Annotated in this window: 23 protein-coding genes and 2 riboswitches; of the genes, 17 read left to right on the forward strand and 6 right to left on the reverse strand. The window is 37.0% G+C overall.

Features of this window, described 5'->3' with window-relative positions; genetic code table 11:
- Positions 1–294 precede the first annotated feature (294 nt).
- Both AC6CHJ_RS16055 and AC6CHJ_RS16060 read left to right on the forward strand, forming a co-directional pair.
- Entirely contained in the window at positions 295–1,050 is a 756-nt protein-coding gene (locus AC6CHJ_RS16055) for a C40 family peptidase (protein WP_190323516.1), read from the forward strand.
- 148 nt (positions 1,051–1,198) lie between these two features.
- Positions 1,199–2,065: an SDR family oxidoreductase gene (locus tag AC6CHJ_RS16060; protein ID WP_066791383.1), complete on the forward strand. Its 867-nt coding sequence runs from the start codon at positions 1,199–1,201 to the stop codon at positions 2,063–2,065.
- A 56-nt stretch (positions 2,066–2,121) separates the two neighbouring features.
- On the opposite strand, the gene AC6CHJ_RS16065 is transcribed toward AC6CHJ_RS16060, so the two are convergent.
- Positions 2,122–2,460, reverse strand: coding sequence for a heme oxygenase (locus AC6CHJ_RS16065; RefSeq protein WP_066791385.1), 339 nt, complete (start codon positions 2,458–2,460; stop codon positions 2,122–2,124).
- 312 nt (positions 2,461–2,772) lie between these two features.
- On the opposite strand from AC6CHJ_RS16065, the gene AC6CHJ_RS16070 reads away from it, so the two are divergent.
- The 7 genes from AC6CHJ_RS16070 (at position 2,773) to AC6CHJ_RS16100 (ending at position 10,027) form a co-directional block, all read left to right on the forward strand.
- On the forward strand, positions 2,773–4,335 hold the full coding sequence (locus AC6CHJ_RS16070; RefSeq protein ID WP_498289324.1) for a sensor domain-containing diguanylate cyclase: 1,563 nt from the start codon (positions 2,773–2,775) through the stop codon (positions 4,333–4,335).
- A gap of 179 nt (positions 4,336–4,514) precedes the next feature.
- On the forward strand, positions 4,515–4,685 hold the full coding sequence (locus AC6CHJ_RS16075; protein ID WP_066792051.1) for an asparagine synthase: 171 nt from the start codon (positions 4,515–4,517) through the stop codon (positions 4,683–4,685).
- A 71-nt stretch (positions 4,686–4,756) separates the two neighbouring features.
- The gene (locus AC6CHJ_RS16080; RefSeq protein WP_066791389.1) at positions 4,757–5,080 is read left to right on the forward strand and encodes a DUF378 domain-containing protein; all 324 of its coding nucleotides are present in this window, start codon (positions 4,757–4,759) and stop codon (positions 5,078–5,080) included.
- Positions 5,081–5,223: 143 nt separating this feature from the next.
- On the forward strand, positions 5,224–5,919 hold the full coding sequence (locus tag AC6CHJ_RS16085; protein WP_147198202.1) for an ABC transporter ATP-binding protein: 696 nt from the start codon (positions 5,224–5,226) through the stop codon (positions 5,917–5,919).
- Entirely contained in the window at positions 5,909–7,213 is a 1,305-nt protein-coding gene (locus tag AC6CHJ_RS16090; protein WP_147198204.1) for an ABC transporter permease, read from the forward strand. The genes AC6CHJ_RS16085 and AC6CHJ_RS16090 overlap by 11 nt, the downstream gene beginning before the upstream one ends.
- 209 nt (positions 7,214–7,422) lie before the next feature.
- Positions 7,423–8,841 carry a spore germination protein gene (locus AC6CHJ_RS16095; RefSeq protein ID WP_498289326.1) on the forward strand — a complete coding sequence of 473 codons (1,419 nt, stop codon included), beginning with the start codon at positions 7,423–7,425 and terminating at the stop codon, positions 8,839–8,841.
- A gap of 94 nt (positions 8,842–8,935) precedes the next feature.
- The gene (locus tag AC6CHJ_RS16100) at positions 8,936–10,027 is read left to right on the forward strand and encodes a Ger(x)C family spore germination protein (RefSeq protein WP_446739545.1); all 1,092 of its coding nucleotides are present in this window, start codon (positions 8,936–8,938) and stop codon (positions 10,025–10,027) included.
- 45 nt (positions 10,028–10,072) lie between these two features.
- Here AC6CHJ_RS16100 and AC6CHJ_RS16105 read toward each other — a convergent pair whose 3' ends face one another.
- Positions 10,073–11,104, reverse strand: coding sequence for an NAD(P)/FAD-dependent oxidoreductase (locus AC6CHJ_RS16105; RefSeq protein ID WP_498289328.1), 1,032 nt, complete (start codon positions 11,102–11,104; stop codon positions 10,073–10,075).
- 221 nt (positions 11,105–11,325) lie between these two features.
- On the opposite strand from AC6CHJ_RS16105, the gene AC6CHJ_RS16110 reads away from it, so the two are divergent.
- Genes AC6CHJ_RS16110 through AC6CHJ_RS16125 form a run of 4 tightly spaced genes read left to right on the forward strand, consistent with a single transcriptional unit; the run spans position 11,326 to position 15,228 of the window.
- Complete coding sequence (locus AC6CHJ_RS16110; protein ID WP_147198210.1) at positions 11,326–12,369, forward strand: iron-siderophore ABC transporter substrate-binding protein; 1,044 nt, start codon at positions 11,326–11,328, stop codon at positions 12,367–12,369.
- Positions 12,370–12,371: 2 nt separating this feature from the next.
- Positions 12,372–13,406, forward strand: a complete 1,035-nt coding sequence (locus AC6CHJ_RS16115) for a FecCD family ABC transporter permease (protein ID WP_498289330.1) — start codon at positions 12,372–12,374, stop codon at positions 13,404–13,406.
- Positions 13,403–14,434, forward strand: a complete 1,032-nt coding sequence (locus AC6CHJ_RS16120) for a FecCD family ABC transporter permease (protein ID WP_392997363.1) — start codon at positions 13,403–13,405, stop codon at positions 14,432–14,434. Before AC6CHJ_RS16115 ends, AC6CHJ_RS16120 begins: the two co-directional genes overlap by 4 nt.
- On the forward strand, positions 14,434–15,228 hold the full coding sequence (locus tag AC6CHJ_RS16125) for an ABC transporter ATP-binding protein (RefSeq protein ID WP_066791407.1): 795 nt from the start codon (positions 14,434–14,436) through the stop codon (positions 15,226–15,228). Before AC6CHJ_RS16120 ends, AC6CHJ_RS16125 begins: the two co-directional genes overlap by 1 nt.
- A gap of 130 nt (positions 15,229–15,358) precedes the next feature.
- Here the strand turns inward: AC6CHJ_RS16125 and AC6CHJ_RS16130 are convergent, their stop codons facing one another.
- Both AC6CHJ_RS16130 and AC6CHJ_RS16135 read right to left on the reverse strand, forming a co-directional pair.
- Positions 15,359–16,225, reverse strand: coding sequence for a helix-turn-helix domain-containing protein (locus AC6CHJ_RS16130; RefSeq protein ID WP_392997367.1), 867 nt, complete (start codon positions 16,223–16,225; stop codon positions 15,359–15,361).
- Between the two features lie 599 nt (positions 16,226–16,824).
- Positions 16,825–18,309, reverse strand: coding sequence for a catalase (locus tag AC6CHJ_RS16135; RefSeq protein ID WP_147198217.1), 1,485 nt, complete (start codon positions 18,307–18,309; stop codon positions 16,825–16,827).
- Positions 18,310–18,823: 514 nt separating this feature from the next.
- Between AC6CHJ_RS16135 and AC6CHJ_RS16140 the strand changes: the two genes are divergently transcribed.
- Positions 18,824–19,906 carry a nitric oxide synthase oxygenase gene (locus tag AC6CHJ_RS16140; RefSeq protein ID WP_498289332.1) on the forward strand — a complete coding sequence of 361 codons (1,083 nt, stop codon included), beginning with the start codon at positions 18,824–18,826 and terminating at the stop codon, positions 19,904–19,906.
- Between the two features lie 58 nt (positions 19,907–19,964).
- Here AC6CHJ_RS16140 and AC6CHJ_RS16145 read toward each other — a convergent pair whose 3' ends face one another.
- On the reverse strand, positions 19,965–21,179 hold the full coding sequence (locus AC6CHJ_RS16145) for a CynX/NimT family MFS transporter (RefSeq protein ID WP_498289334.1): 1,215 nt from the start codon (positions 21,177–21,179) through the stop codon (positions 19,965–19,967).
- A 194-nt stretch (positions 21,180–21,373) separates the two neighbouring features.
- Positions 21,374–21,553, forward strand: a riboswitch (Lysine riboswitch).
- 140 nt (positions 21,554–21,693) lie between these two features.
- On the opposite strand from AC6CHJ_RS16145, the gene AC6CHJ_RS16150 reads away from it, so the two are divergent.
- From AC6CHJ_RS16150 to AC6CHJ_RS16160, 3 genes are all read left to right on the forward strand, one after another.
- On the forward strand, positions 21,694–23,205 hold the full coding sequence (locus AC6CHJ_RS16150; protein WP_147198223.1) for an amino acid permease: 1,512 nt from the start codon (positions 21,694–21,696) through the stop codon (positions 23,203–23,205).
- Between the two features lie 204 nt (positions 23,206–23,409).
- A riboswitch (purine riboswitch) is annotated at positions 23,410–23,511 on the forward strand.
- A 125-nt stretch (positions 23,512–23,636) separates the two neighbouring features.
- Positions 23,637–24,230 (forward strand): xanthine phosphoribosyltransferase, encoded by a 594-nt coding sequence (locus AC6CHJ_RS16155; RefSeq protein ID WP_498289336.1) that lies wholly within the window; start codon positions 23,637–23,639, stop codon positions 24,228–24,230.
- Between the two features lie 13 nt (positions 24,231–24,243).
- The gene (locus AC6CHJ_RS16160; protein WP_249775175.1) at positions 24,244–25,614 is read left to right on the forward strand and encodes a nucleobase:cation symporter-2 family protein; all 1,371 of its coding nucleotides are present in this window, start codon (positions 24,244–24,246) and stop codon (positions 25,612–25,614) included.
- A 92-nt stretch (positions 25,615–25,706) separates the two neighbouring features.
- Here AC6CHJ_RS16160 and AC6CHJ_RS16165 read toward each other — a convergent pair whose 3' ends face one another.
- Positions 25,707–26,267, reverse strand: coding sequence for an SLOG family protein (locus AC6CHJ_RS16165; protein WP_147198227.1), 561 nt, complete (start codon positions 26,265–26,267; stop codon positions 25,707–25,709).
- Positions 26,268–26,746: the final 479 nt, after the last annotated feature.

Here is a 26,746-nt window from a genome sequence, read left to right on the forward strand (position 1 = left end):
TATGAGGTTACACCCATTATCTCATGTTATGCACTAAAAGCGAAATTCTTTATAAGATTGGATGCTAAATAACTCGGTGCCGTTTATGTCAGCGGCTTTTAAAGTATTAAAAAAATATCAAAAAACTCCCCTTTTGTATTATTTGTAATAAAAAGTAATCACCTTGTAACTGGAATGTAGTTGTTTATCCGTTTGAAATTGCCTAATATGGAGAACGTGAGCTAACAAGAAAACAACATGAACCGTTTAAATAGATCAAATAATAATCAAAAGAACGATGGAGGAATAACATACATGAATAAAAAAGTATTTAAAGTGATTACAGCTGGCACATTAACTTTATCATTAGGCATTGGTGCATTATTCGGAACATCCTCTGATGAAATGGCCCAAGCAAAGACTGTTGCAACTAACCACACTTCAGGCATTACAGCTGTTTCAAGTGCTAAAGCTGTTAAAGTTTCTACAACATTCAAAGCAAAAGCTAAACTTAATATGAGAAAAGATACATCTGCAAAAGCAAAAAGAATTATTACATTGAAAAAAGGCGCAGTAGTAAAAGCATCTTATAGAAAAACTGTTAAGAAGAAAAAATGGTATAAAGTAACATACAAAGGCAAAAAAGGCTGGATTGCTGAAACATATATTAAAAAATATACGAAAACTAAAAAGGTATCAAATGCCGTAAAAGGTAATAAACTTATTAGCGTGGGAAGCCAGTATCTTGGTGTTCCGTATGTATGGGGCGGCTCAACACCATCAGGCTTTGATTGCTCAGGTTTTACATCTTATGTATATAAAAAAGCAGGATATGGCAGCTTACCGCATAACACAGGTTCACAACGCGCTGCCACTAAAAAAGTAAGTACCCCAGATGTAGGAGATTTAATCTTCTTTGGTGCAACACCAGGAAGTTCAAAGATTACACATGTCGGTATCTATGCAGGCAATAAACGTGTATTGCATGCTGCAGGAAATAAAGTTCAATATCAAAGTGTAGCAAGCGGAAGCTATTGGGCTCCACGCATCATTGGATACGGATCTTTATAAGAAGAAGATAATAATAATACGGCCAAACACTTCTAGTTTCGAAGTGTTTGGCCGTTTTTATATTGATTGAGTGTATATTTTCGTATGTTTATTTTTATACAGAGATGGCTATGGTTTGAATGTAAAAACGATAAGGAGGAGATATAAAATGAACATTAATGAACAACAAAAAGGCGGACAACCAGGTCAAACACAAGAACATCAACCCGGCGTTGAATCTAAAATGAATCCTCTACCAATTCAACCAATGGATTATGTAGGAAGTGGTAAGTTGAAAGATCGTGTGGCGATTATTACAGGTGGCGATTCAGGAATCGGCCGAGCTGTAGCAGTTGCTTATGCTAAAGAAGGTGCCAATATCGTCATCAATTATTTAGATGAAGATGGTGATGCTGAAGAAACGAAAAAAATGATAGAAGACGAAAATGTAAAATGTCTATTAATCCAAGGTGATATTTCACAAGAGGAAACCTGCAAAAAACTGATCGATGACACGTTAAAAGAGTTTAACAAAATTGATATTGTCGTAAGCAATGCAGCTGTTCAATATCCAGTGGACAGCATTACAGATATCACAACAGAACAATGGAAAAAAACATTTGCTGTCAATATGGATCCATTATTCTATTTGAGCAAATTTGCAGTACCTCATTTAAAAGAAGGAAGCTCTATTATCGCAACCACTTCTATTAATCCTTACAAAGGCAACAAACAATTAATCGACTATACATCAACTAAGGGTGCAATAGTGGGCTTTGTACGAAGCCTTGCACAAAATGTTGTTGGTCAAGGGATCCGTGTAAATATGGTTGCACCAGGACCAATCTGGACTCCTCTAATTCCATCATCCTTTGATGAAAAAGCAGTAGAGCAATTTGGTACTGAATCACTGATGAAGCGTCCAGGACAACCACGTGAACTTGTTGGTGCATATGTGTTACTTGCATCAGATGATGCTTCCTACATGACAGGCCAATGCATCCATGTAAATGGCGGGGAAATCATGCATTCTTAAGCCTCAATAGAAAAAAGCTCTTGCGAACAGTATTTCTGTACGCAAGAGCTTTTTTATTAAGCTTGTGTTGAAGCTTCAATGCGAGAAACGATTTCCGCTACAACAATTTGGCTTCCAAGCATTGGTGATTCTTTTGGACCTTCATTTGAATCAGCAGCTGGTCGTTTATGTGCTTGTTTAAATGCATCACTTTCACGCCATTTTTTAAAGCCATCAAGGTTTTCCCAGTACATGTTAACGCTCATTTCATCATAATCTTCGAAGTCTTTGCTAACAGCTACTTCCACTTTTACAAAACCTTCAAATGATTGTAATGCACCAGGGCGAGTAAAGTTCGGCGCCATTTTCTCTGCAAATCCTTTTTTCACTTTAATACGGTTTGTTACTACGTACATCGTTTCATCGCTCCTCTGGATAAAATTTCTTTTCTTTAAAAGCGTATATCACTAGAGGTTCGAATGCAAATAAGAGACTTTATTTATCCTAGTAGGATTAACTCAAAATGTTTCAACAGCTATGATGAAGAGCAAATTTCATATATGTAAAAAAAGATTAACAAAACATTTTAGTTCCCAAAATGCCTATTTACTGACAGTTGCATTTCCTATTCTTCGTTCTTAATAAGCATATAAAGCATTTCAATATTCATGTATAATCTGCTAATGGTATAACCTTTCAAATTTTTAAAAAATGAGTGAGTAAATCATATGAGAAAAAAATATTTGAAGCTGCAGCATTTAATTATAGGTGTTGCAATATTAGCATTCGCCTTAACAATCGGCAGCAGTCTTTTTAGTAGCTATCGAATGAATAAACAAACGCTAATGGATAATACGCTAGAAACGAATAGAGTATATGCAGAGAAGTTGGCAACGACTGCTAATAACTACTTAAATGAAACATTACAAACGTTAACATATAATACTAATATTCTCGCAACCTATATAAATGATGAAAAGCGTCTATTAGAAGAGGCAGACCGGCTTAAAATGCAAACCAATACATTTAACTCTGTTTCTATTATTGATAAGAAGGGGGAAATTATTGCTACATCTCCCCAATCTCTCAACTTGAAGGGCAGAATGGCTGATTTACCTGCAGTAAAAAAGGCTTTAAAAGAACAAGAGCCAATGGTTTCTGACCCCTTCAAGGGCCTAACCCAAAAGGAACTGATATTTATATCAGCCCCTATATTCTCTAATAACGGAAAATATCTGGGATTAGTAGGTGGCACTATCTATCTTGAGGAAAGTAATATTCTATATGAATTACTGGGCAATCATTTTTATAACGATGGTTCATATGTCTATGTAGTAGACCGTGGTGGTCGGATTATTTATCATCAAAATCACTCTCGTATTAATGAAGTTATAAAAAATAATGCAGTCATACAAAAAATTATGAGTCGGGAACCAAATGGAGCGCAACGTGTCATCAATTCAAAGGGTAAAGATATGCTGGCAGGCTATGCAATTGTCGGAAATGCGGGCTGGGGAGTCGTGGCACAAAGGCCGACGGACATATCCTTGGAGCCAGCAGTAACGATGGTTAAACAAATGTTGTACGTCGCATTTCCACTTCTTATTGTGACATTGGTTATTATCATTTGGGCAGCACTCAAAATATCTAAACCACTACAGCGCCTAGCAGAGCTAGCAGAGAACAGTATGCAAAAGGATGAGTCTAAGAACTTGTCTGATGTGAAAGCATGGTATTACGAGGTAAGGCAATTAAAGACGGCCTTAATTCAAAGTCTGAGCTTTTTACATCAACAAGTGACGTTCTTTATGGATCAATCAACAACAGATCCACTGACAGGGCTGACAAATCGCAGGACGCTTGATGTGAAGTTAAAGGAATTTACTACCGAGAAGATTCCATTTTCTCTCGTCATTATGGATATTGACCATTTTAAAGCTGTAAACGATACCTATGGACACAATGTAGGTGATGAAGTAATACAATTCTTAGCATCTCAAATCCGATCAGTTGCACGGCCATCAGATATTTGTTGTAGATACGGGGGCGAAGAATTTATCATGGTTTTGCCATACACCAATAATCAACAAGCCTTTGATATAGCAGAAAACTTGCGCAGAGAATTAGAAGCAACCAATAGTCCAACAGGAGAGCCAATTACCATTTCAGCGGGCATTGCTGAATATAATCATGCAGACATGTCTCCTTCCATGTTAATTGGAAAAGCAGACGAATGTTTATACCAGGCGAAAAAACAAGGAAGAAATCAGATAGTCATTGCTTCAAGCTAAGAATATTACTTAAAAAAACTGTATTTGAACTCCATTTATTTGGCGTTCATTTGCAGTTTTTTTATTAGGTTGGACATTGTCTTGTAAAAAAATACTTCTCTTCAGTTGTAGTATTAAATATGTCTGAATGCAAAAGATAACAAGGAATCTTAATCATTTGGGGAGGCGTTTTTATGGCGATGGATCGAGAAGGATTAATTCCTACCGTGCTTGGAACGGCAGTTACGATTACAGGTATGTCACTTCGCAATAATAAAGCTTTAAAGCCGATTTATAGAGGGTCGATCATTGGCTTTGGCCTTGCGCATGTGGTCTTAGGCGCCATAGACTTAGTCGAACATAGACGATAAAGATTCAATGGTGGGGTGGCTTTTTTGTCATCCCACTCGCTTTTCATTCTACAGCAGGGGAGGTGTTCAGGATGAAGACGATTTTGCGTATTGCCTTAGTACTAACAATTGTCGGTGCTATCAACTGGGGACTTATTGGTTTCTTTAGATTCGATTTGGTTGCTTCCTTATTTGGCGGGCAATTAGCGCCTATTTCTCGAGTAGTTTATGCACTTGTTGGCTTAAGTGGATTAGCATGTCTTACGCTTTTATTCATGCCTATCGGTGATGAAGCGGAAGAGACAATGGGAAGCGGACAAAGGAACTTCGACTATTCAACTGAGTTTGGGGAAGAAGAAGACTTTTCTAGATATCGGAATAAAGATGACGACAGAGATAAAGAAAATAAAGAATAACTCCTTATTAGAAGCCATTTTTATGGCTTCTTTTTTCATACATCTAAATAATCTTAAGAAAATCTTCATTTTCTTCCTACCTTTTTATTAAGAAAGTGGATATATACTGGAAAATAGAGTGAAAGGATAGGGAGGACGCGATTTTGATTCAATTACAGCATATTAGTCACACTTTTAAAATTGGAAAGAAAGGAAATGAAAGAGGGGTTCCTGTATTAAAGGATATCTCATTTAATATTAATGATGGAGAGATCATCTCTATTGTGGGCAAAAGTGGCTCAGGGAAATCCACATTATTAAATGTCATAGCAGGTTTTTTAAAACCAGAAACAGGCTCTATTCATATGAATGGAAAGGAAACAACCAATTTTACCGAAGCGGAACACGCAAAATTCCGTATGGTGAATACAGGATTCATCTTTCAAAACTTTCAGCTGATGCCAGGATTGACGGCTAAGGAGAATATAGAGCTTCCACTCAAAATCAAAGGAGTTCCTAAGCAATCAAGAAAGCAACATGTACAAGAAATTTTACAGAAGGTAGAGCTAGAAAAAGTAGCAGACCACTATCCAAATGAACTTTCAGGTGGTCAACAGCAAAGAGTTTGTATAGCGCGTGCCCTGGTGACAAATCCACCGATTATACTCGCGGACGAACCTACAGGCAGCCTTGACTCAGAGACGGAACAAGAAATTTTACAGCTAATTAAACAATTAAACGTACAAATGGGCATCACCTTTGTCATTATTACTCATGACGAAGAAGTGGCTACGATTGCCAATAGAACATTCCGCATGCACGACGGAGTATTAAAGGAGGTAGAGACCGTTGCTATTTAAAGACCAAATAGATTTTGTTAGGCAGCATGTCAAGAAAAACCGGATGCGCATTTTTACAACCGTATTAGCAACTACAATGGGCTGTGCATTTTTGATTGTACTCGCTTCGATTGCTTTTGGTTTACAGGGAACCATGAAGGAAGAGATTCTATCCGATAGCGCTGTTACAAAAATTGAAGTGTATTCAAATGATGAAGAAAAGTTAGATGAAAAAGCGATTAGGAGCATACCTAATGTACAAGCAATTGTGAATAAATCAAATATCCAAGCCTCTGCATTTCCTACTGTAAAGTTTGAGAACAGGAGTGGCAACAGCGAGATTAGCTTCAGTAATTTTGAACAAGCCAAGAAAGCAAAATTAAAATTGTCTCAAGGTACATATCCTTCAAAAAAGAATGAAGTTATTGTAGGGTACAACTTAGGGCAAAATTTATTAACGAAACAAGAATTAAAAGCGATGGAAAAAGAAGATGACACCACAAAAGAAAAGGAAAATAAGAGAGGGCTACAACAATCACTGTTAGGAAAAGAAATTACAGTTGCATTCCAAACAGAGGATGACAAAAAAACCAAAACACGTAACTATAAAGTAGTAGGTATTGGCGAAAAGCCAGTGAAAGAATGGTTAACAGATTCAACTATCCAAATGGATGAAGCAATGAAGCCAATCGTTCTCCGTGATTATAATAAGGTGGCTGATCAGAAGTTGAAAGAAAAAGACTTCTATTACGTAAGCCATGCAGTCTATGCTACAGATCTTGAAGCGGTAAAAGGTATTCTTAAAAAACTTAAATCTATGCACTTATCTGTTTACTCTGTCACAGAGCAATTAGATCAACTCAACGTGTTTTTCTTAGCCTTAAAAATAGGTCTTATTTTTGTCGGAACAATTGCAGTATTGATTGCTTCCATTGGAATATATAATACGATGACAATGGCTGTAACCGAACGTATAAGAGAAATCGGTGTAATGAAAGCTATTGGAGCGGGACCAAGGCTAGTTCAGCGATTGTTTGTGATGGAAAGTGCCTATATAGGGATCTTAGGGACGGTGCTTGCCATTTTGATATCTTATATAATTAGTTTTGCCTCCAATCTTCTTTTACCAAAGATTTTAGAAGCTGTTATGCCTGAAAGTGGTATTGGCGAGTTAGGTATTCGCTTTTCAACAATACCATGGGAATTGGTACTAATTGCATCTGCAATTAGCATTGGGGTAGCAATTCTGAGTGGCTGGCGCCCAGCTCGAAAGGCAACTAAAATTGATGTTATTCAAGCACTTCGACAAGATTAAGAGGAGAATTGTTTAACAGTAATTCAGAATTTAATAAAAAAGCTCCCCATAAACGGGAGCTTTTTTTATTATGCGTTTTCCTACATATTCTGATCCTCAAGATGAGTTATTTGGTTTGAAATATAATTTTATGTTCCATACTGAAAAGAGAAGTATTTGGTAGAGAGTTGTTTTCAAACTCATCAAAAGAATATTAATGGAGGAATGAAATGCTCCAGCTAGAATCGATGGTTGAGAAATTAAAAGCTACTTTTTATAATTCGGTTGATTTTGTAGCAAGAGAGATATCGTTCCCAAAAGATCAATATGCTATTCTTTGCTACTACAGTTCAATGGCCAATGCAAAAGACGTCCAAGACATTGTCAATGTATTGAAGATGCAAACAATATTTAATGAAAAAGACTGGGATTCAACGACAGCCACCCAAAAAGAAAGCTATGATTTGGAAAAGTTAGTTGAATATGTATGCCAAGGATACGCGGTATTATTACTGTTGAATTCTCAGCAAATGGTTAGCTTTACCATGCCAAATTTACCCCATCGTATTCCGGACGAACCAACGAATGAAGCTATTTTACGCGGAGCTCATGAGGGGTTCATTGAAGATGTGGACGTGAATTTGGGGCTTGTTCGAAAAAGAATGAGAGTTCCTGATTTAATTGTAAAAAAAATAACCGTTGGAATAGATAACAAAGCAGACATTTATTATTTTTATTTAGCACGTTTTGCAAATCAGGATAACCTTGCAGATTTAGAGCGAAAGCTCCAAGGTATGAAAGATCAAGCAGATGGATTATATTCATCGGGACAATTGAATGACTTCATTGAGGATTCCCCCTATTCACCATTTCCCCAAATTATGAATACAGAAAGACCAGACAGAGTATTCGCTAACCTGACTGAAGGAAAGATAGTTATTATGACGGATTATTCACCAACTGCTTTTATCACACCCGTCACTTTATTTTCATTTTATCAATCACCGGATGACTACAATAGTCGTGTAATTGTGGGATCCTTTTATAGAATGGTTCGGGTCGTTAGTTTCCTTACAGCTGTTTATTTGCCTGCTTTTTATATAGCAATAGTTAGCTTTCATTATGAAGTTCTTCCAATTGAATTAAGTAAGAAACTAAAGCTAGATATTAGCGAAATCCCTTATATACCGCTAATTGAGGCATTAATTGTTGAAATTATTATTGAGCTCATACGAGAGGCTAGTGTTCGGTTACCAAAGTCTTTAGTCCAGACTATTGGCATTGTCGGCGGTTTAGTTGTTGGAGATGTCATTATTAATGCAGGTTTAGTATCCAATATGGTAGTAATCGTAGTAGCACTAACAGCGATTTCTAGTTATGTTGTACCGTCGGTAGAGTTAAATACATCGGTACGTGTATTGCGTTTTCCATTTATGTTTGCCGCAGCATTTTTTGGCTTCTTTGGTATAGTGATTGGACTATTGCTTTTAAATATACATTTATGTAACTTAAATTCTTTGAAGTCCCCTTACTTTTTTCCGCTTGTTCCCTTCACACCTAATAGAATGGGGCAAATTTTATTTCGAGGAAAACATACGAAGTCAAATGTGCAACCAAGTAGTTTTGATCCTGAAAAAAAGAAGATGTAAATTTTATAATCCATCCTTAATGGATTAACTATTACTTCACTTTTTCTAGTTAAAGTACATTCTACAATATTGTTTTTAATAGGAGGAAAACTAAGTGAAAAAAATAATTGTTTTTCTCCTTATCAGTTCTTTATTTCTTAGCGGGTGTTGGGATCAAAGGATGTATAAAGATCTCTCTGTGATCTCTGTTGTAGGAATAGATGGGCATGTGGGAGATATAAGGGGCCACTACGCATATCCTAGTTCAAATAGTGACCCTACTAAATATATAGTGCTAGAAGGCATTGGCAAAACAATGAGAGAATCAAGAATTGATGCCAATAAGAAAACCGAACAAACAATGGACGTAGCTGAACTGACTACTATATTAGTTAATGAAGAAAGTGCAAAAAAGGATTTATATGCTCTAATGGATGTTTATTATCGATCTGCTCAGAGTCCAATGAATGCTAAAGTTGTTATAACTAAGGGCTCTGCAAAAAAGTTCCTGGAAATAAAAGATACTATGTCTAAAGAAATCGGTGAGTACTATTTTGATTTGATTACTGCTTTCGAGGACGCTACAATATATCCTAAAACAAATTTGGAGATTGCTGCTAACCTTATGTTTAGCGAGGGGAGAGATCTTGGCTTACCTTATTTAAATACTAGTGAAGATAAAGGACTTCCTGAAGGAGAAGGAATGGCTTTATTTAATGGAAAAAAATATACGGGTGAACATCTTACTCTAAGGGAATCTATCTTTGCAACATTACTAGGATATAGGAAAGCAAATTTTGTTGAATTAGCTTATATGTGGGATAAAGATGATAAAAAGGCACAGGTTGCGTTTAATATCATCAATTTTAAGAAAAAAAAGAAGGTGTTAAAGGATGGAAATAACATAAAAATTCAGTATGAAATTGATATGCCAGTCTTCATAACAGAATACCCACCAGACCACTTAGATCGAAAAAATGTAAGACAACAATTAGAAAAGTTTATAAAAGGTAGAGTAGAAAAAGACATAGCTAGGATGTTTAAAAAAAGTCAGGATGCATCTTCCGATGTAGTTGGAATTGGAGAGGATATTAGAGCCTATCATCCACAGTTATGGAGAGAGGGTAAATGGAAGGGTATTTATAAAGATATTAAAATAGAAACAAAGGTAAATGTGAATGTTGTTCGTAGTGGAAGTACGAGATAATTTAAATAAGGAGTTGCCATATTGTAATGGAACTCCTTAAAATTTTTATATATGCATTTCAGCTAATAACTGCTGATTTTTCTCATGGAATTTTTCATTGTGAGAAGAAACCATTGCATAGCTGTTAGCTTCAGGCTCGATATATTTTTTAACGCTATTGACAGCTAGTACCGCATCATTGAACGTACCAACGAGCAAATACACTTTATCGTCGTAGGAAACAATATCGCCCACAGCAAAAATTCCCGGTGTCGTTGTTTTGCATTGACCGATGCTTTCAAATAGCTGATTATCATTACGTTTTGGAGCAATCTTATTCTCGAAATCAAGTGAAACTTCATGATTATAGCCATGGCAAATTAATATATCGTCCATCATAATAGTTTGGATTTTCCCATTATTCATAATATCAACTGTTTCGATGGCAGTCTTTTGTGCATTCGCATTTAATGTTTGAATTTCAGTATTAAGTAAAATATCAACGCCATGATCTTTTAATTTTTTTATCTGTGATTCATGAGCCTTTAAATCATTACTCCGATAAATAACCGTCAATTTTTTAGCGATAGGGAGTAATTCGCAAGCCCAGTCGATAGCAGCATTTCCCCCACCAGAGATTAATAATTCTTTGTTGCGAAAGCGCTCCATGCCATTAATGGTATAGTGCAGATTAGTCATTTCATATTTTTCGGCACCATCAATCTCTAATTTAATCGGTTGGAATATTCCACCGCCAATCGCAATAATGACTGTTTTTGAATAATGTACTTCTCCTGAGTCTGTCATGATTGTAAAGATGTCATCTTTCTTTTCAATCCATTTCACTTTGGAATTCAGACATACAGTTGGCTCGAAAGTCATTGCTTGTTGAATTAAATTTTTTAAGAAGGCCTCACCTTGGATTGGTTGTTGCCCGCCAACATCCCAAAGCATCTTTTCTAAAAAAATATTCACTTTCCCGCCAAGCTGAGGATGGAATTCAATGATTTTCGTTTTTAAATCACGCATACCACTATAAAAGGCGCTATATAAACCTGCAGGGCCACCACCGACAATTGTTACATCATATAAATCCATGTTGTACACTCCTACTCGTTTAATCCGTACTTGTATAGTGATAATGATAATCCTTATCATTTATAAAAGCAAAAATAAATTTGCTTATCGGTGATTTTTATTTTATAAAGGGGTTTTTTAAAATGATCCTACCCATTTTTTATTGACAATTTAGAAATTGAAAGTTATATTTTAGTAGTGATAAAGATTCTCATTATCAATTATAAATAGGAGTGTAACTAATGAAAAAAATAACAAAAGTGATGCTATTCGCAATTATGTCCGTTTTAGTACTTGCATTAGCCGCTTGTTCAGGTGATTCTTCTAAAGATAAAACATCGAGTGATAAAAAGACTGAATCAGCAGGTAGTGGTTATCCGATTAAAATTCAACATGCATTCGGAACAACAACAATTGATAAAAAGCCTAAACGTGTTGCAACGATTGCATGGGCAAACCATGATGTCGCATTAGCATTAGGTGTTGTACCTGTTGGTTTTTCAGCAGCCAATTACGGTATTAAGGATAACAAAACAGGAATCTTACCTTGGACAAAAGAAAAATTGGACGAGCTAGGTGCTAAGAGCCCGAACGTTTATCAAGATACAGATGGTTTAGATTACGAAGCAATCGCTGATTCTAAACCAGATGTGATTTTAGCTGCATACTCAGGTATTACAAAAGAAGAGTATAATAAACTAAGCGAAATTGCTCCTGTAGTCGCTTATAAAGATCAACCATGGGTAACTTCATGGCGCGATCAAGTGAAATACGATTCAATGGGTATGGGAATGAAAAAAGAAGGCGAACAATTAGTTAAAGATACTGAAAAGTTAATTGCTGATACTGCTGCAAAATATCCGGATATTAAAGGTAAAAAAGCAGCTTTTGGTATGTTCAATACAACTGATTTATCAAAATTCTACATTTACACACCATCAGATCCACGTGGTGAGATGTTAGAAGAAGTAGGGATGGAGTATCCTGAAGGCTTGAAAAAACAAATGAAAGACAATAAGAGCTTCTATCTTGAATTAAGTGCTGAAAATGCGGATGTATTGAATGATACAGAATTACTAGTTATATACGGTAATAGTACAACATTAAAAACACTTCAAAAAGATCCTATTCTAGGTAAAGTTCCAGCCATTAAAAAAGGTAATGTTGTAGTAATTGAAGATAATACACCTTTAGCAGCAGCTGGCACACCAAGCCCATTATCAATTAAATATACAATTGATGACTATCTATCTAAAATCTCAGAAGTGGCAAAAAACATTAAATAGTAATGGGAAACATTATTGAAAAAGGACATAAGCAAAGGTTACTACCAAAGCATTTAGCAAAAGTAGTAGCTCTTTTGCTTATTTTGCTCATTGTTAGTATTTTAATGTCCCTTGCGTTTGGTTCTCGTACGATCGGTCTAGAAGGGCTTATAGATGGCTTATTTCATCCTTCTGTAGAAGGTCATGAGGCAAGCGTTGTGCGACAACGTATCGCAAGGACGATTTTTGGTTTGATTTGTGGGGCAGCTCTCGGTGTATCTGGGGCACTGATGCAATCTGTCACACGTAATCCTATTGCTGATCCAAGTATTTTAGGTGTTAATACAGGTGCATCCTTATTTGTCGTTTGTGGCATTGCTTTTTTAAGCATTCAATCACCAAGTGGATACATATGGTTAGCTATTATCGGTGCAATGTTGACAGCTGTTTTTGTCTTTGGCATTGGCTCGATGGGCGCAAGTGGTGCTACACCTTTAAAACTGATATTGGCGGGAGCGGCGACGACAGCTATTTTGTCTTCACTCGTAACAGCTATTTTAATCCCACGTACGAATGTCATGGATCAATTTCGCTTTTGGCAAGTAGGGAGTGTAGGCGCTGCCAATTGGGATTCAGTGCATATCTTTATTCCCTTCTTCATTGTCGGTTTGTTTATTGCCATTATAGTAGCCCCTGGCTTGAATGCATTAGCTCTCGGTGACGAAGTAGCGACAGGCTTAGGTGTTCGCACAGGTGTTATTCGTATGTTAGCGGCTTTTGCTGGAGTTTTACTTTGTGGGGCAGCGACGGCTTTAGCTGGTCCAATAGGCTTTATTGGTTTACTCGCTACCCATTTAGTACGGTTAGTAGTAGGACCGGATGTACGTTTCCTTATTCCTTTAGCAGCATTAGCTGGAGCAATCATTTTATTGATTTCAGACGTATGTGGACGCTTCCTAGGTAGTCCAGGCGAATTAGAAGTAGGAATATTAACAGCCTTTATTGGTGCGCCAATCTTAATATTAATTACATTGAAAGCGAAAATGCGTACAATATGATGAATGAGACTCTGAATACAATTATAAAAGCAAGAAGAAAACGTCGAAATCGGTATGTTAGTGTTACGATTATCTTAGCGATTATTACCATTGGTTTGTGCTGTACGATGATGATGCTCGGAAATACCATTTATCCTGTAACAGATGTCATCCACGTTTTGCTTGGTGAGACAATACCAGGTGCTTCTTTCGCCATTAATGAAATTCGTTTGCCACGTACTGTAGCAGGTTTATTCGCAGGTTTTGCTTTTGGTGCTGGAGGCTACATTTTCCAAACGATGCTGCGTAATCCATTAGCAAATCCCAATGTTATAGGGATTACAACAGGCTCTAGTGCGGCAGCAGTTTTTTGTATTATCGTGCTACATACAAGTAGTACGGTTGTTTCACTGGCTGCAGTTATCGGAGGGCTCGTCACAGTTGGGATTATTTATGGATTATCGAGAGGAACCTCTTTTGCTATTGGCCGATTAATTTTGATTGGTATCGGTATTCAAGCAATGTTAAACGCGGTAATTTCGTATTTAATGCTAATTGGTAAAACGAATGACTTATCAAACGCTTTGCGCTGGTTAAGCGGGAGTTTAAACGGGGCAGAGTTAGAGATGACATATCCGTTAATCATTGCAGTCGTATTTGTGACACCGGTGCTTATTTATTTTGCGAAACAACTTGAAATGCTAGAACTAGGTGAACAAGCGGCGACCTCTTTAGGCGTCAATACAAATAAAACGCGCGTCATCTTAATGATTAGTGCGGTATTAATTATCGCTTTAGCTACAGCCACAACAGGCCCCATTGCGTTCGTCGCCTTTTTAGCAGGGCCTATTGCCCAACGTCTTGTTGGGGTTGGGTTTTCAAATATTCTTCCAGCAGGTTTAATTGGGGTTATTTTAGTCTTAGGCGGAGATCTAATTGGTCAGTTTGCCTTTGAAACCCGTTTTCCGGTAGGTGTTATTACAGGGATTATTGGTGCACCATATTTAATTTACTTGCTAATTCGTATTAATCGAAAGGGAGATATTTAATGACAACTCATACATTTGAAACGAAGAATATTCAATCAGGATATGATAATAAAACCATTTTAAACGACGTCAACTTATCGATTCCGAGTAATCAAATTAGCATCATTATTGGGGCTAACGGGTGTGGGAAATCAACACTTCTAAAAACAATGGCACGTTTAATTAAGCCAACGGGTGGAGATGTGCTATTAGATGGTAAATCCATTCATAAAATGGCACCAAAACAATTAGCGAAAGTATTAGGACTGCTTCCTCAGTCACCGATCGTACCGGAAGGCATTACAGTAGCAGATCTTGTTGGTCGTGGTCGCTTTCCTCATCAAAGCGTCATGAAGGGCTGGTCGAAAAAGGATTATGAAGCTGTAGCAGAAGCATTAGAAATGATGAACATTACCGAATTTGCTGATCGAAATATCGATGAATTATCAGGTGGACAAAGACAGCGTGTTTGGATTGCGATGGCATTGGCACAGCAAACTGACATTTTATTTTTAGATGAGCCAACGACATATTTGGATATTACATACCAAGTAGAGATATTAGATTTATTAACAGATTTAAATAAAAAGTATGGAACGACGATTGTGATGGTGCTGCATGATATTAACTTGTCTGCACGCTATGCAGATTATTTGTTCACAGTAAAAAATGGCCAACTCATTGCAGAGGGGGCGCCTACTGAAATTATAACGGCAGATTTAATTAAAGAAACCTTTCAGTTGGATTGCCAAGTTATTAACGATCCAGTATCTAATACGCCACTTATCGTTCCGATTGGTCGTCATCACGCATGAATTTTAGGCTAGAGCCGAATAAATAAGACACCTCACTTTTGCATTAGTAAAAGCGGGGTGCCTTTTTAATATGTAATAGCCCGATCATAAATACGTTTGGTAAAACCAATTCATTAATAGCTGAGGGATTTTATTTAATAACGGCCAGTTTTTCCTCTAAGTATAATTCATGATTGTTAGCTAAATTGATATCACCTAAAAAACGCATAGTTTGAATAGCATTTTGTGCCATTTCGGTACCGATTGTTTGATTGCCAGAAGCGATGTTATAGATTCCTTTTAAAAACATTAGCTTTGTTTTTTCAAAGTAAAAATCTGTGCCTTCGGAGATTTTCTCAACATATTGTATGAACTGATGCGTTTCTTTCCCCTTATTTGCTTCTACGCAAAAGACTATAGTGTTTAATAGTACCTTAATAACTTCTTCGTTAAATTTCTTTATATTTTTATAAACTTCCGTTTTTTGGGTTAACTCTTTAGAAAGTGTTATCACTAAATCTTTATTTAATATATGCATTGTATTGCCAAACAGCATGATTTCGTAAAATCCCCAATTATCTACACTAAACAGGTAGTCACTTATATTAATTAAATCATCTTTCTGAAAGATGATGGTTGGATCTAAATTATGTGCTAATGCTTTGATCATAATTGAATTATATAGGTAACTGGTTATATTATACTTTAACCACTTTCCATGTTCTTCTTCTTCTATCTTGAGCAATAACGCTAGATCATTATTTTCATATGCACGTTTAATGTTATTCAATATGTTTTCCAGGTGAGTCGGTTTATAGTCGTTCGAAATAAACATAAATTCTTCTAAAGTTAAATTTAATCTATCGAGCAATAAGGAGAACTTTGATAAAGAGATATCTGAATTTCCACGTTCAAATTTTGATAGAAAAGATACACTGATAATTCCTTTAGATACTTCTTTTAATGAATAGTTTTTGCTTAATCTAATATCCCTGAAAACATATCCTAAGTAATTCATTTTTCTCACTTGCCCCTTTATATTTTACTATATGACAATTTTAAGTTTTTTGATAAATTAAGTATATAATATCTATGATGAGATAAAAAATAGAGAAAAGGTCTTATTGTATCTAAGTCTATTTACATTTCTTATCAGAAAGAAAATATAAAGGAATAAGGGGGATATAACAATGAAGAAAATGAATTTAAAACACCTATTAAATGTAGGATTAGGTATTCTAATTATCATTGGAGCTGGAAAAGCGAGTTTTCTAGCTGAAACTCTAATTAAATAAAATTCAATTTTAAAACAATGCGATAAGAAGTTCTTACTTTCTTTTATTTGTTCCCTTAAAGATAGTAGAATCTCATGGTTGTCATATTGCTATTTATTTTATTGAATTAATTTGTTAATCAAGTTATCCTTTGTTATTTTCGTCAACCTTATTTATTCTCCATTGGCTGTTTCTTTCCTACATTCACAAATCGTAATAAATGGCAGCCAAGATTAAAACTTTTTTCTCGAAAGGGATAACTACATATATGAAAGTGTTAAAAAAGCTGTATCACTCAGAGGAGTGATACAGCTTTTTTGGATATGTTGTCGAGTTGTTTAGATTAGTGATATTGAATTTCTTTGTTGACATCAATGTTATTGATATCGATGCCCATTGCTTTTGCAACGCCTGCACCATAAGCAGGGTCTGCTTTATAGCAGTGGATAATGTGGCGTTCTTTAATGAAGTCTTCCACGCCTTCCATATTGCGAGCTGTATTTTCAAATAAGCGTTGTTGTTCTTCAGCAGTCATGATATTAAATAATTTTCCTGGTTGTTCGAAGTAGTTAGAGTCATCTTCGCGGAAATCATAAATATCTGCTGGACCTGCTTCTTCAGCTGGGTTTTTGAATTCAGGTTGTTCTTTCCATTCACCATAGCTATTTGGCTCATAGTGAAGTGTGCTACCTAAGTTGCCGTCAACACGCATAGCGCCATCGCGATGGAAGTTATGCACTGGGCATTTTGGTGCGTTTACTGGAATTTGGAAATTATTCACACCTAGGCGGTAGCGTTGTGCATCTGCATAGGAGAATAAACGAGCTTGCAACATGCGGTCTGGTGAGAAGCTAATACCAGGCACTACATTTGATGGTTGGAATGCAGCTTGTTCTACATCAGCAAAGTAGTTTTCTGCATTGCGATTTAATTCAAATTCTCCTACTGGAATTAGTGGGTATTCAGATTTATACCATACTTTTGTTAAATCGAATGGATTGTCGCGGTGGTTACGCGCTTGTTCATCTGTCATCACTTGGATAGACATTTTCCATTTAGGGAATTCGCCGCGTTCGATTGCTTCGTATAAATCACGTTGTGAAGACTCACGGTCATTTGCAACTACTTCTGCTGCTTCTTGGTCAGTGTAGTTTTTAATTCCTTGTTGTGTTTCAAAGTGGAATTTAACATACACGCGCTCATTATTAGCGTTAATCATTGAATACGTATGAGAACCAAAACCATGCATATGGCGGTAGTCAGTAGGAATTCCACGGTCGCCCATTACATATGTGATTTGGTGTAATGCTTCGGGAAGATTTGTCCAGAAGTCCCAGTTGTTATTCGCGGAACGCATATTTGTACGAGGGTCGCGTTTAACAGCATGGTTTAAATCAGGGAAATGCATGGCATCACGGAAGAAGAATACAGGTGTATTATTTCCGACTAAGTCCCAGTTACCTTGTTCTGTGTAGAATTTTAATGCAAAACCACGGATGTCACGTTCTGCATCAGCAGCACCACGTTCGCCGGCTACTGTTGAGAATCGAGCGAACATGTCTGTTTTCTTGCCAATTTCAGAGAAGATAGCCGCTTTTGTATATTTTGTAATATCGTGCGTTACAGTAAATGTTCCGAATGCACCTGATCCTTTTGCGTGCATACGACGTTCAGGAATCACTTCACGGTTAAAGTTTGCTAGTTTTTCAATTAAATAAACATCTTGCAATAGAACTGGACCACGTTTGCCTGCTGTCATTGAATTTGTATTGCTTACGACAGGTGCACCAGCCGCAGTTGTTAATTTTTTATTTTGGTCGTTTGCCATTCATAATTCCCCCTTAAATCTATAGAATTATCTCTTCGAAAATAACTATAACAGAGTCATAGCTAAATGTAAATTATAATAATTATTTTTAAGGAATTTATATCTTAAAGAATAGAATATAAATAATACGGTGTTTGTCAATTAATTTGCTTCCGTAAATTGTGGGAAATAAAAGTTGATAATTCAACGTTAAACGTTGCCAGTAATACAGTTTAGATGTAATTTAAATGGTTTGGAAAACATATTTTATTTGACTTCTTTTATTATATTAACTGTATTAACAACTTATTTATAATAATTACTATTATCATTGGGAGGCTATGGATAGGTATAAATGAAAATATATATCTATTACTATACGCTATGAATACATAACCAAATCTATTCCTTTTACCAACATTGAATAAGCTGATGCTATTTCTCCAATTCTTTATAAATGAATATATAATCTACATATTTTTTCACTGATTTTTTTGATTTATCATAGGGGTAATGACAGGTCGAGGAGGACATAATGGCCATAATAGATGAAGCAGTCGCTTTTTTGACTTTATATTATAAAGAGAATCATTTGCCGGATGAGCAATTAGATCATCGTTTGAAAGAGGTACGTCAAGAATTAGAGGAAAATGGAAGTTATAAGCATACTCCTGAAGAATTAAGCTACGGTGCTCAGGTAGCTTGGAGGAACAGCAATAAGTGTATAGGTAGATTGTTTTGGAAAACCCTTCAGGTGAAGGATGAACGGGGTGTATTAGAAGAAGAAACTATTTTTCAAAAATTGATCAATCATATTGAATATGCCTTCAATAATGGGAAAATCAAGCCTGTTATCACAATTTTTGAGCCTGGCCGTGTCCATATTTGGAATCATCAATTGATACGCTATGCGGGTTATGAATGTGAAGATCAAACCATTGTGGGTGATGCGGATTCGGTTGCTTTTACAAATGAGTGCTTAAAACTTGGATGGAAAGGGAAGGGAGGGCAATTTGACGTGTTGCCTTTAGTTATTCAAGTTGATAATCAGCCACCTAAGTTCTTTGAGATTCCTTCTATATACATAAATGAAGTGGAAATCAGGCATCCGGAATATAGCTGGTTTTCTGAGTTGCATTTAAAGTGGTATGCAGTTCCTATCATTTCAAGTATGCCTCTTGAGATAGGGGGAGTCGTCTATACTGCTACTCCTTTTAACGGTTGGTATATGGGAACGGAAATTGGTGCAAGAAATCTTGCAGACGAAAATCGTTATAATCAGCTTCCTTTCATTGCGAAGAAGATGGGTTTAGATATGCGATCAAACACAAACTTGTGGCAAGATCGTGCACTAATTGAATTAAATGAAGCCGTTTTGTATTCCTTCCGGGAAGATGGTGTCAGCATTGTGGATCATCACACTGCAGCACAGCAATTTAAACGTTTTGAAATGAACGAAGAAGCGGAAAATAGAGATGTGACAGGCAATTGGACTTGGCTTATTCCGCCTCTATCGCCGGCTTTAACGCATATCTTCCATAAACCGTATAAAAATAAAAAGAACACTCCATCTTATATGTATCGGCCATCACCTTTCAAAGGGGTGGGAGACAGATAAAGCAGAGAAGAATAAGAATGAAAAAGCGCTCATTAGCTACAAGCTAATGGCGCTTTTGCTATTGTTCTTTCGTTACAAATCGGTCTTTAGCAGAAATGAATGCAAAGACGAACAAAAGGACTGTGACAATAAGATATAAGCTGTTCGCAGCATGCCAACTATTAAAGCTATCATGGATAAAACCATATAGTACAGGTCCTACTGCAGCGAGCAAATACCCGATGGATTGTGCGGTGCCTGAAAGTTCAGCTGCTTCTTGAGCGTTGCGTGAACGAAGAGAGAAAAGCATCATAGAAAGACTAAAGGATGCCCCTCCAGCGAATCCAATCATTAACATCCATAACAATGTAAGCTCTGTCCAATTCATAAATATACCTGCGAAGCCTGCAAAGTAAAACAGTGACAATAATGCAACGAGCGGTCTTTGGTCAGCTTTTTTACCTGCAAGAATCGGGGTTAAAAAAGTCATTGGCAATTGTGCTATCTGTAGAATAGAAAACATCCATCCCGCTTTGCTCGGGCTCATGCCTTGGGTTTCAAGCAGCCCTGGAATCCAAGTAGCCGTCGTATAAAACAACAGGGATTGTAGCCCCATCGTGAAGGTGATAGCCCAAGTAAGAGGATACTTCCACATAGGTTTAGTGCGTTGAGAAGGTTCATTGTTGTTTGTCACCTTCACATGATTCTGCAGCTGCGGTAACCATACTATGATAGCGAGAATGGCCAGAATACCCCAACAGGCAAGAGCTCCCTTCCATCCGATTGTTGTTTCTGCTATTGGATTGCTCACGCCCGCTGCTATACTGGCGGATAGGTTCATGGAAACAGAATAAAGTGCTGTTAATAATCCTACTTGAAGAGGAAACTTTAATTTAATAAGAGCAGGCAAGAGGACATTGCCAAATGAAATAGCAACTCCGATGATAATCGTTCCAAAGAATAAGAAAAAGATACTGCCCGCTGAACGCATTAAGATACCTATAGCCAAAAGTATTAAGGCTGATAACAATGTTCTTTCAAATCCAACACGCTGTGAAATTTTAGGGACAAATGGTGAAATAACTGCAAATGCAAGCAAGGGGATAGTTGTAATCAATCCCGCCCACACATTTGATATAGTGAGCCCTTCTTTAATATCTGCAATGATAGGGCCAACAGCAGTGAGAGGGGATCGCAAAGTTGTGGCGATAAAGATAATACCGAGCACTAAAAGCCATGTTTTTTTGTCCCATGACAGCTTCTTGTTTCGGTTCGTAGCTTGTTCTGAAGCCAAAGGAAATCCTCCTTTTGAATTTTTAATAGATATTAAAAACGTACAGGAATCATTTTGCTTTATCAATATTTGTTTTACAAAACATGTCCCCTTCTTTCTAAAATATAGTAATTTTCTATTTACCCTTGTAGTCATGTGCTTAATATATTACAATGTAGGTAACTTAAAACTATATATTGCATGCCTCATCCAATAGATGAGGTAGAGGTCGCGGTATTCATGAGTATAATCGACGAGGCGAGAAAGCGTTTAGGACTCGATTAAAAAGGGAATATTGCCGAAGTACAAGCAAGCTTTTTATTGCTAGTGCTGGGGCTGCTATCGAAAGGTGCAGAACTGTCACGCCAATGTCGGCGTGTTGAGCTATCTTGATCAAGGTTGATGGGGAATTCGGACGCCATCTCAGTTATATATGTGATGGCTTTTTTATTTAAATTTTAGCTGTTATAGACAGCTGCGAAGAATACCTTCAGCTCGACCTTTTCTTGCAATGAAAAACGGAAAGAGGAGAGTTATGAATAGAGTAGAAACACATACAAATGCAGGAATACGAACAAACATTAAACATGATTCTCATTCAAATACACAACAGAAACTGAAACGCAGCTTAAAAAGCCGCCATATTTCCATGATTTCACTTGGCGGTACAATCGGTACAGGCCTACTTCTAGCAAGCGGCAACTCGGTTGCAGCAGCGGGTCCCGGAGGAGCATTGTTAGCTTATGGACTAATTGGTGTAATGGTATTTTTCCTTATGACAAGTTTAGGGGAAATGGCCGCTTATATGCCTGTATCAGGATCATTCAGCACGTATGCTTCCAAATTTGTTGATCCTTCATTAGGATTCGCGCTTGGTTGGAATTATTGGTACAACTGGGCAGTAACGATTGCAGCTGAAATTTCAGCTGTAGCGATTGTTATGAAATATTGGTTCCCACATACACCTTCATTTATTTGGAGCGCTGCATTTCTTATAATTATCTTTACTTTAAACTTTTTGTCAGTGAAAAGTTTTGGCGAAAGCGAATATTGGTTTGCGCTTATTAAAGTGGCAACAATTATTATATTTATCATCATTAGTTTCTTAATGATTTTTGGTATTCTCGGCGGACATGCTCCGGTCGGATTTACTAATTTCTTTAAAGGCGACGCGCCTTTCCATGGTGGATTTTTTGCTACATTAGGCATTTTCTTAGCTGCAGGCTTCTCCTTCCAAGGGACAGAATTGCTTGGGATTACAGCTGGTGAAACGGAAAATCCTGAAAAAACAATCCCACAGGCTGTGCGCTCGGTCTTTTGGCGAATTCTATTGTTTTATGTTTTAGCTATCTTAGCGATTGGCTTATTAATTCCTTATACGGATGCACGTTTAGCAAATAGCGATGACGTGGCAGTAAGTCCTTTTACATTAATATTTGAAAATGCAGGCATTGCCTTTGCTGCTTCTGTGATGAACGCAGTTATTCTTACGGCGATTCTTTCAGCCGGCAACTCAGGGTTATATGCAGCATCTCGTACATTACGTGAATTAGCAGTGGAAGGTAATGCACCGAAGATTTTCAAAAAGCTAAACAACCGAGGTGTTCCTGTTGCAGCACTTGTTTTAACAGTAGCAGTGGCTTGTTTATCCTTTTTGGCATCATTTTTTGGATCTGGAACAGTGTATATCTGGCTTTTAAACGCTTCTGGTATGTGCGGTTTCATTGCATGGCTTGGTATAGCGACCAGCCATTATCGTTTCCGAAAAGCATTTGTGGCACAGGGCCGTGATCTCTCAGAGTTGCCTTATCGCTCTAAATTTTTCCCGTTTGGTCCGATTTTTGCCTTTGTCCTTTGTGCGATTGTTATCTTAGGACAAAACTACACAGCGTTTACAGGCGACCATATTGATTGGTATGGCATCCTAGTATCCTATATTGGCTTGCCAATCTTCCTTATTATCTGGTTTGGCCATAAACTGAAATGCAAAACAAAGGTTGTACGTCTAGAAGAGGCAGATCTGACAACGAAACGCCAAGTACAATAATTTAAATCTTGAAGGCTAATCTATCAACGTTGGTAGATTAGCTTTTTTGTTGTGAATTGAGCCGTTTCGTTTTACATAATGTTCGCTTTTTAAATGTTTCTATCAGAATAATTAATCTGTTTATTCGGTTTTGGGTTATTTACCAACACTTACAAAGAGAATTTATATTGAATTTTACGTTTTACATGCTATAATAAAGATAATCAAAATTACATAACATTCACTCATATAATAGCAGGGATATGGCCTGCAAGTTTCTACCAGATTACCGTAAATGATCTGACTATGAGAAGCAATCTAGTAAATAGTTTGTTCATTACATTCTATTTGCTATTACTTTCGACAATAAGTCGAAGGACTTTGCTCCACTCGTAGATGATTGGATGTATTAGTTCTTCGGCTTTTTTGTACGTAAAAAAGCAGAAGTGCTAATGAAAAGAAGGGAGTTCCTCGTGTTGAAAGCACTTCAGGATAAAATCGTAAACGAAGGGAAAGTAATATCAGAGGGAGTTTTAAAAGTAGATTCTTTCTTAAATCATCAGATTGATCCACAATTGATGAAAAAAATTGGTCAAGAATTCGCGGAGCTTTATAAAAATGAAGGAATTACAAAAATATTAACAATCGAATCATCCGGCATAGCACCAGCTGTGATGGCTGGCCTTCTATTAGAAGTGCCTGTAGTCTTTGCACGTAAAAGCAAATCGGTGACGTTGATTGATAACCTATATACAACTGAAGTATATTCATTCACTAAGAAAGTAACTAGCACGCTGACAGTGTCAAAAGATTACTTAACAGAAGATGATGTAGTACTTGTCATTGATGATTTTTTAGCTAATGGCGAAGCAGCTAAAGGCTTAATTCATCTTATCGAACAAGCAGGGGCAACTATTAGCGGTCTCGGTATTGTTATCGAAAAGGGATTCCAACAAGGTGGTCAGGTTTTACGCGACAAAGGATATCGAGTGGATTCACTGGCAATTGTTTCATCATTAGAAAACAAAGAAATCCAATTTTCTTAGGAGGCGGCAAAGAATGAACAAAGCAAAACTTGCAACACTGGGCATTCAACACTTATTGGCGATGTATGCAGGTGCTATATTAGTGCCGCTTATAATTGGTGGGGCGTTAAAGTTTAATACAACACAACTAACGTACTTAGTTTCGATTGATATCATGATGTGTGGGATTGCTACATTATTGCAAGTTGCACGAGGCAAAGTATTTGGTATTGGCCTTCCTTTAGTGCTCGGGTGTACGTTTACAGCCGTTACACCTATTATTGGCATTGGCGACAAATATGGCCTTGGTTCAATTTATGGTGCGGTCATCACTTCAGGCTTAATTATTGTTTTGATTTCAGGTTTCTTTGGTAAACTGGTTAAATTCTTCCCTCCGGTTGTGACAGGTAGTGTTGTAACAATCATCGGAATTACATTAATTCCAGTAGCTATCAACAATGCGGGCGGTGGACAAGGAGCAGCTGATTTCGGATCTGCTTCTAACATTACACTTGCGTTTGGCACGCTTCTTGCGATTATCTTGTTATACCGATTCACAAATGGATTCTTTCGTTCGATTGCGATACTGATCGGCCTAGTACTTGGCACAATTGCGGCAGGTTTTATGGGTAAAGTTGACTTTACTCCTGTAAAAGAAGCAGCATGGGGCCAAATCGTAACGCCATTTTACTTCGCAACACCAGAGTTTCACGTTGTACCTATTATTACTATGACGCTGGTGGCTCTAGTATCTTTGGTTGAATCAACAGGTTCTTATTTTGCATTAAGTGATATGACTAATACGCCAATTGATGATAAAGCACTTGCAAGAGGATATCGTTCAGAGGGCTTAGCTTCTATTATCGGTGGAATCTTTAACTCATTCCCATATACCGCTTTTTCACAGAATGTAGGCCTTATGCAATTGACTGGCGTTAAAAATCGTGCAGTTATCTTTATTACTGGTATCTTTCTTGTAACATTAGGATTCTTACCTAAAATTGCGGCATTAACGACAATTATTCCAACTGCTGTGCTTGGTGGGGCTATGATTGCTATGTTTGGCATGGTGGTTTCACAAGGTATTAAAATGTTAGGCTCTGTTATTGGTGAAACAGAAGGTAACCCTATGATCGTTGCATGCGCGGTAGGAATGGGGCTTGGCGTGACTGTAGTTCCCCAAATTTTTGACATCTTACCTGAAAGTGTACGTATATTAACAAGTAATGGCATAGTGGCAGGAAGTGTAACAGCAATTGCAATGAATATAGTCTTTAATATGCTTCCTTGGGGCCGTAGTGAAAAGGTAAAATCAAGTTCTTTGGATAGTTCAATGAAAAGAGAAGCCGTTTCAACTAAAGGCAAAGAGCTTCCGAAAAATAAGAGTTATGGTCAGGTTCATTAGTACAAATCAGTTTCCTTCTATTAATGAAGGAGGAATTTAAAGAATAAAACGGTGCCCTTCTTCAACATCTAGAAAATGTTGAGGAGGGGCATTTACATTTCCCACTTTTTCATTTGTTCTTCCTCAGCGATTAATTGCAGGTCATATGCATTTATTAAAAGAATTTCATAGTCAAACTTGTCGGCATACTGCGCGGCAAGTTTTTTTATATACTTTGGCGAGCCTTCATTTTCTTCATCGTATACGATTAAAATGCCATCCGAATGCTGAATAAGAAATTTATTGCTCTCAACAAACTGCCAAGGTGCTTCATAAGGACGATTCGTTAGACTTGTGGTGTAATCAGCGAGAGAGAGTATCATTTCGTATTTCTCTTGCTTTGCTTCATTCCATCTCTTCTCTTGATCCAAAAAAGGTGTCATAATGGCATATTTCAGTTCGGGATATTCTAATTGAAGGTCCATCACAATTTCCGCGGCCCATGTTTCTACTCCTAGCGCACCGGTCATTATTATCCACTCAAGACCTTCTTCAATTAATGGTACCAACCTCTCTTTGATAGCTTGCTTGATTATAGGAATCCCAGCATGCTTATCGTCAAAGATGCCAAGTTCGTGTGCCTTGTAACCAGTAATGACGAGTCTTTTTATCATTAGAACACTCCTTTGGTGAGAAATATAAAAACCGATTTCCCATTAGCCTAAAAGAAACCGGTTGACTGATATAAATATAGAAATAGTTTATAGGTTAAGCAGAAATGTGCTACAAAACCTACATTTAATTTTACAATAGTTGGCTTTTGATGGCAACGAGGGTGTACGGGGATCTAATTAGTTCTTATTTATAGAAGATACTCTTATTAACTACTCAAAGGTGTAGCATCTGTTATTACGACTTCATTGATATTGGAAGAGAAATTAGTGTGTGTGATGAGGCGATTATAATAGAAGCAGTTTTGTATAAAACAATAATTGAATTATGTGTTGACATACCTTCTAGAAGTTGTTATTATATAAAAGTTGCTGATAGCGACTTACCAAGTTAGCAAACTTCAAATAAAAAAACTTTTGAAAGTTGTTGACAAGTCGATACAGAAATGATATTATATGAAAGTTCGCTAAAACAAACGAAC

The sequence above is a fragment of the Rummeliibacillus sp. GQ308 genome, assembly GCF_059759115.1.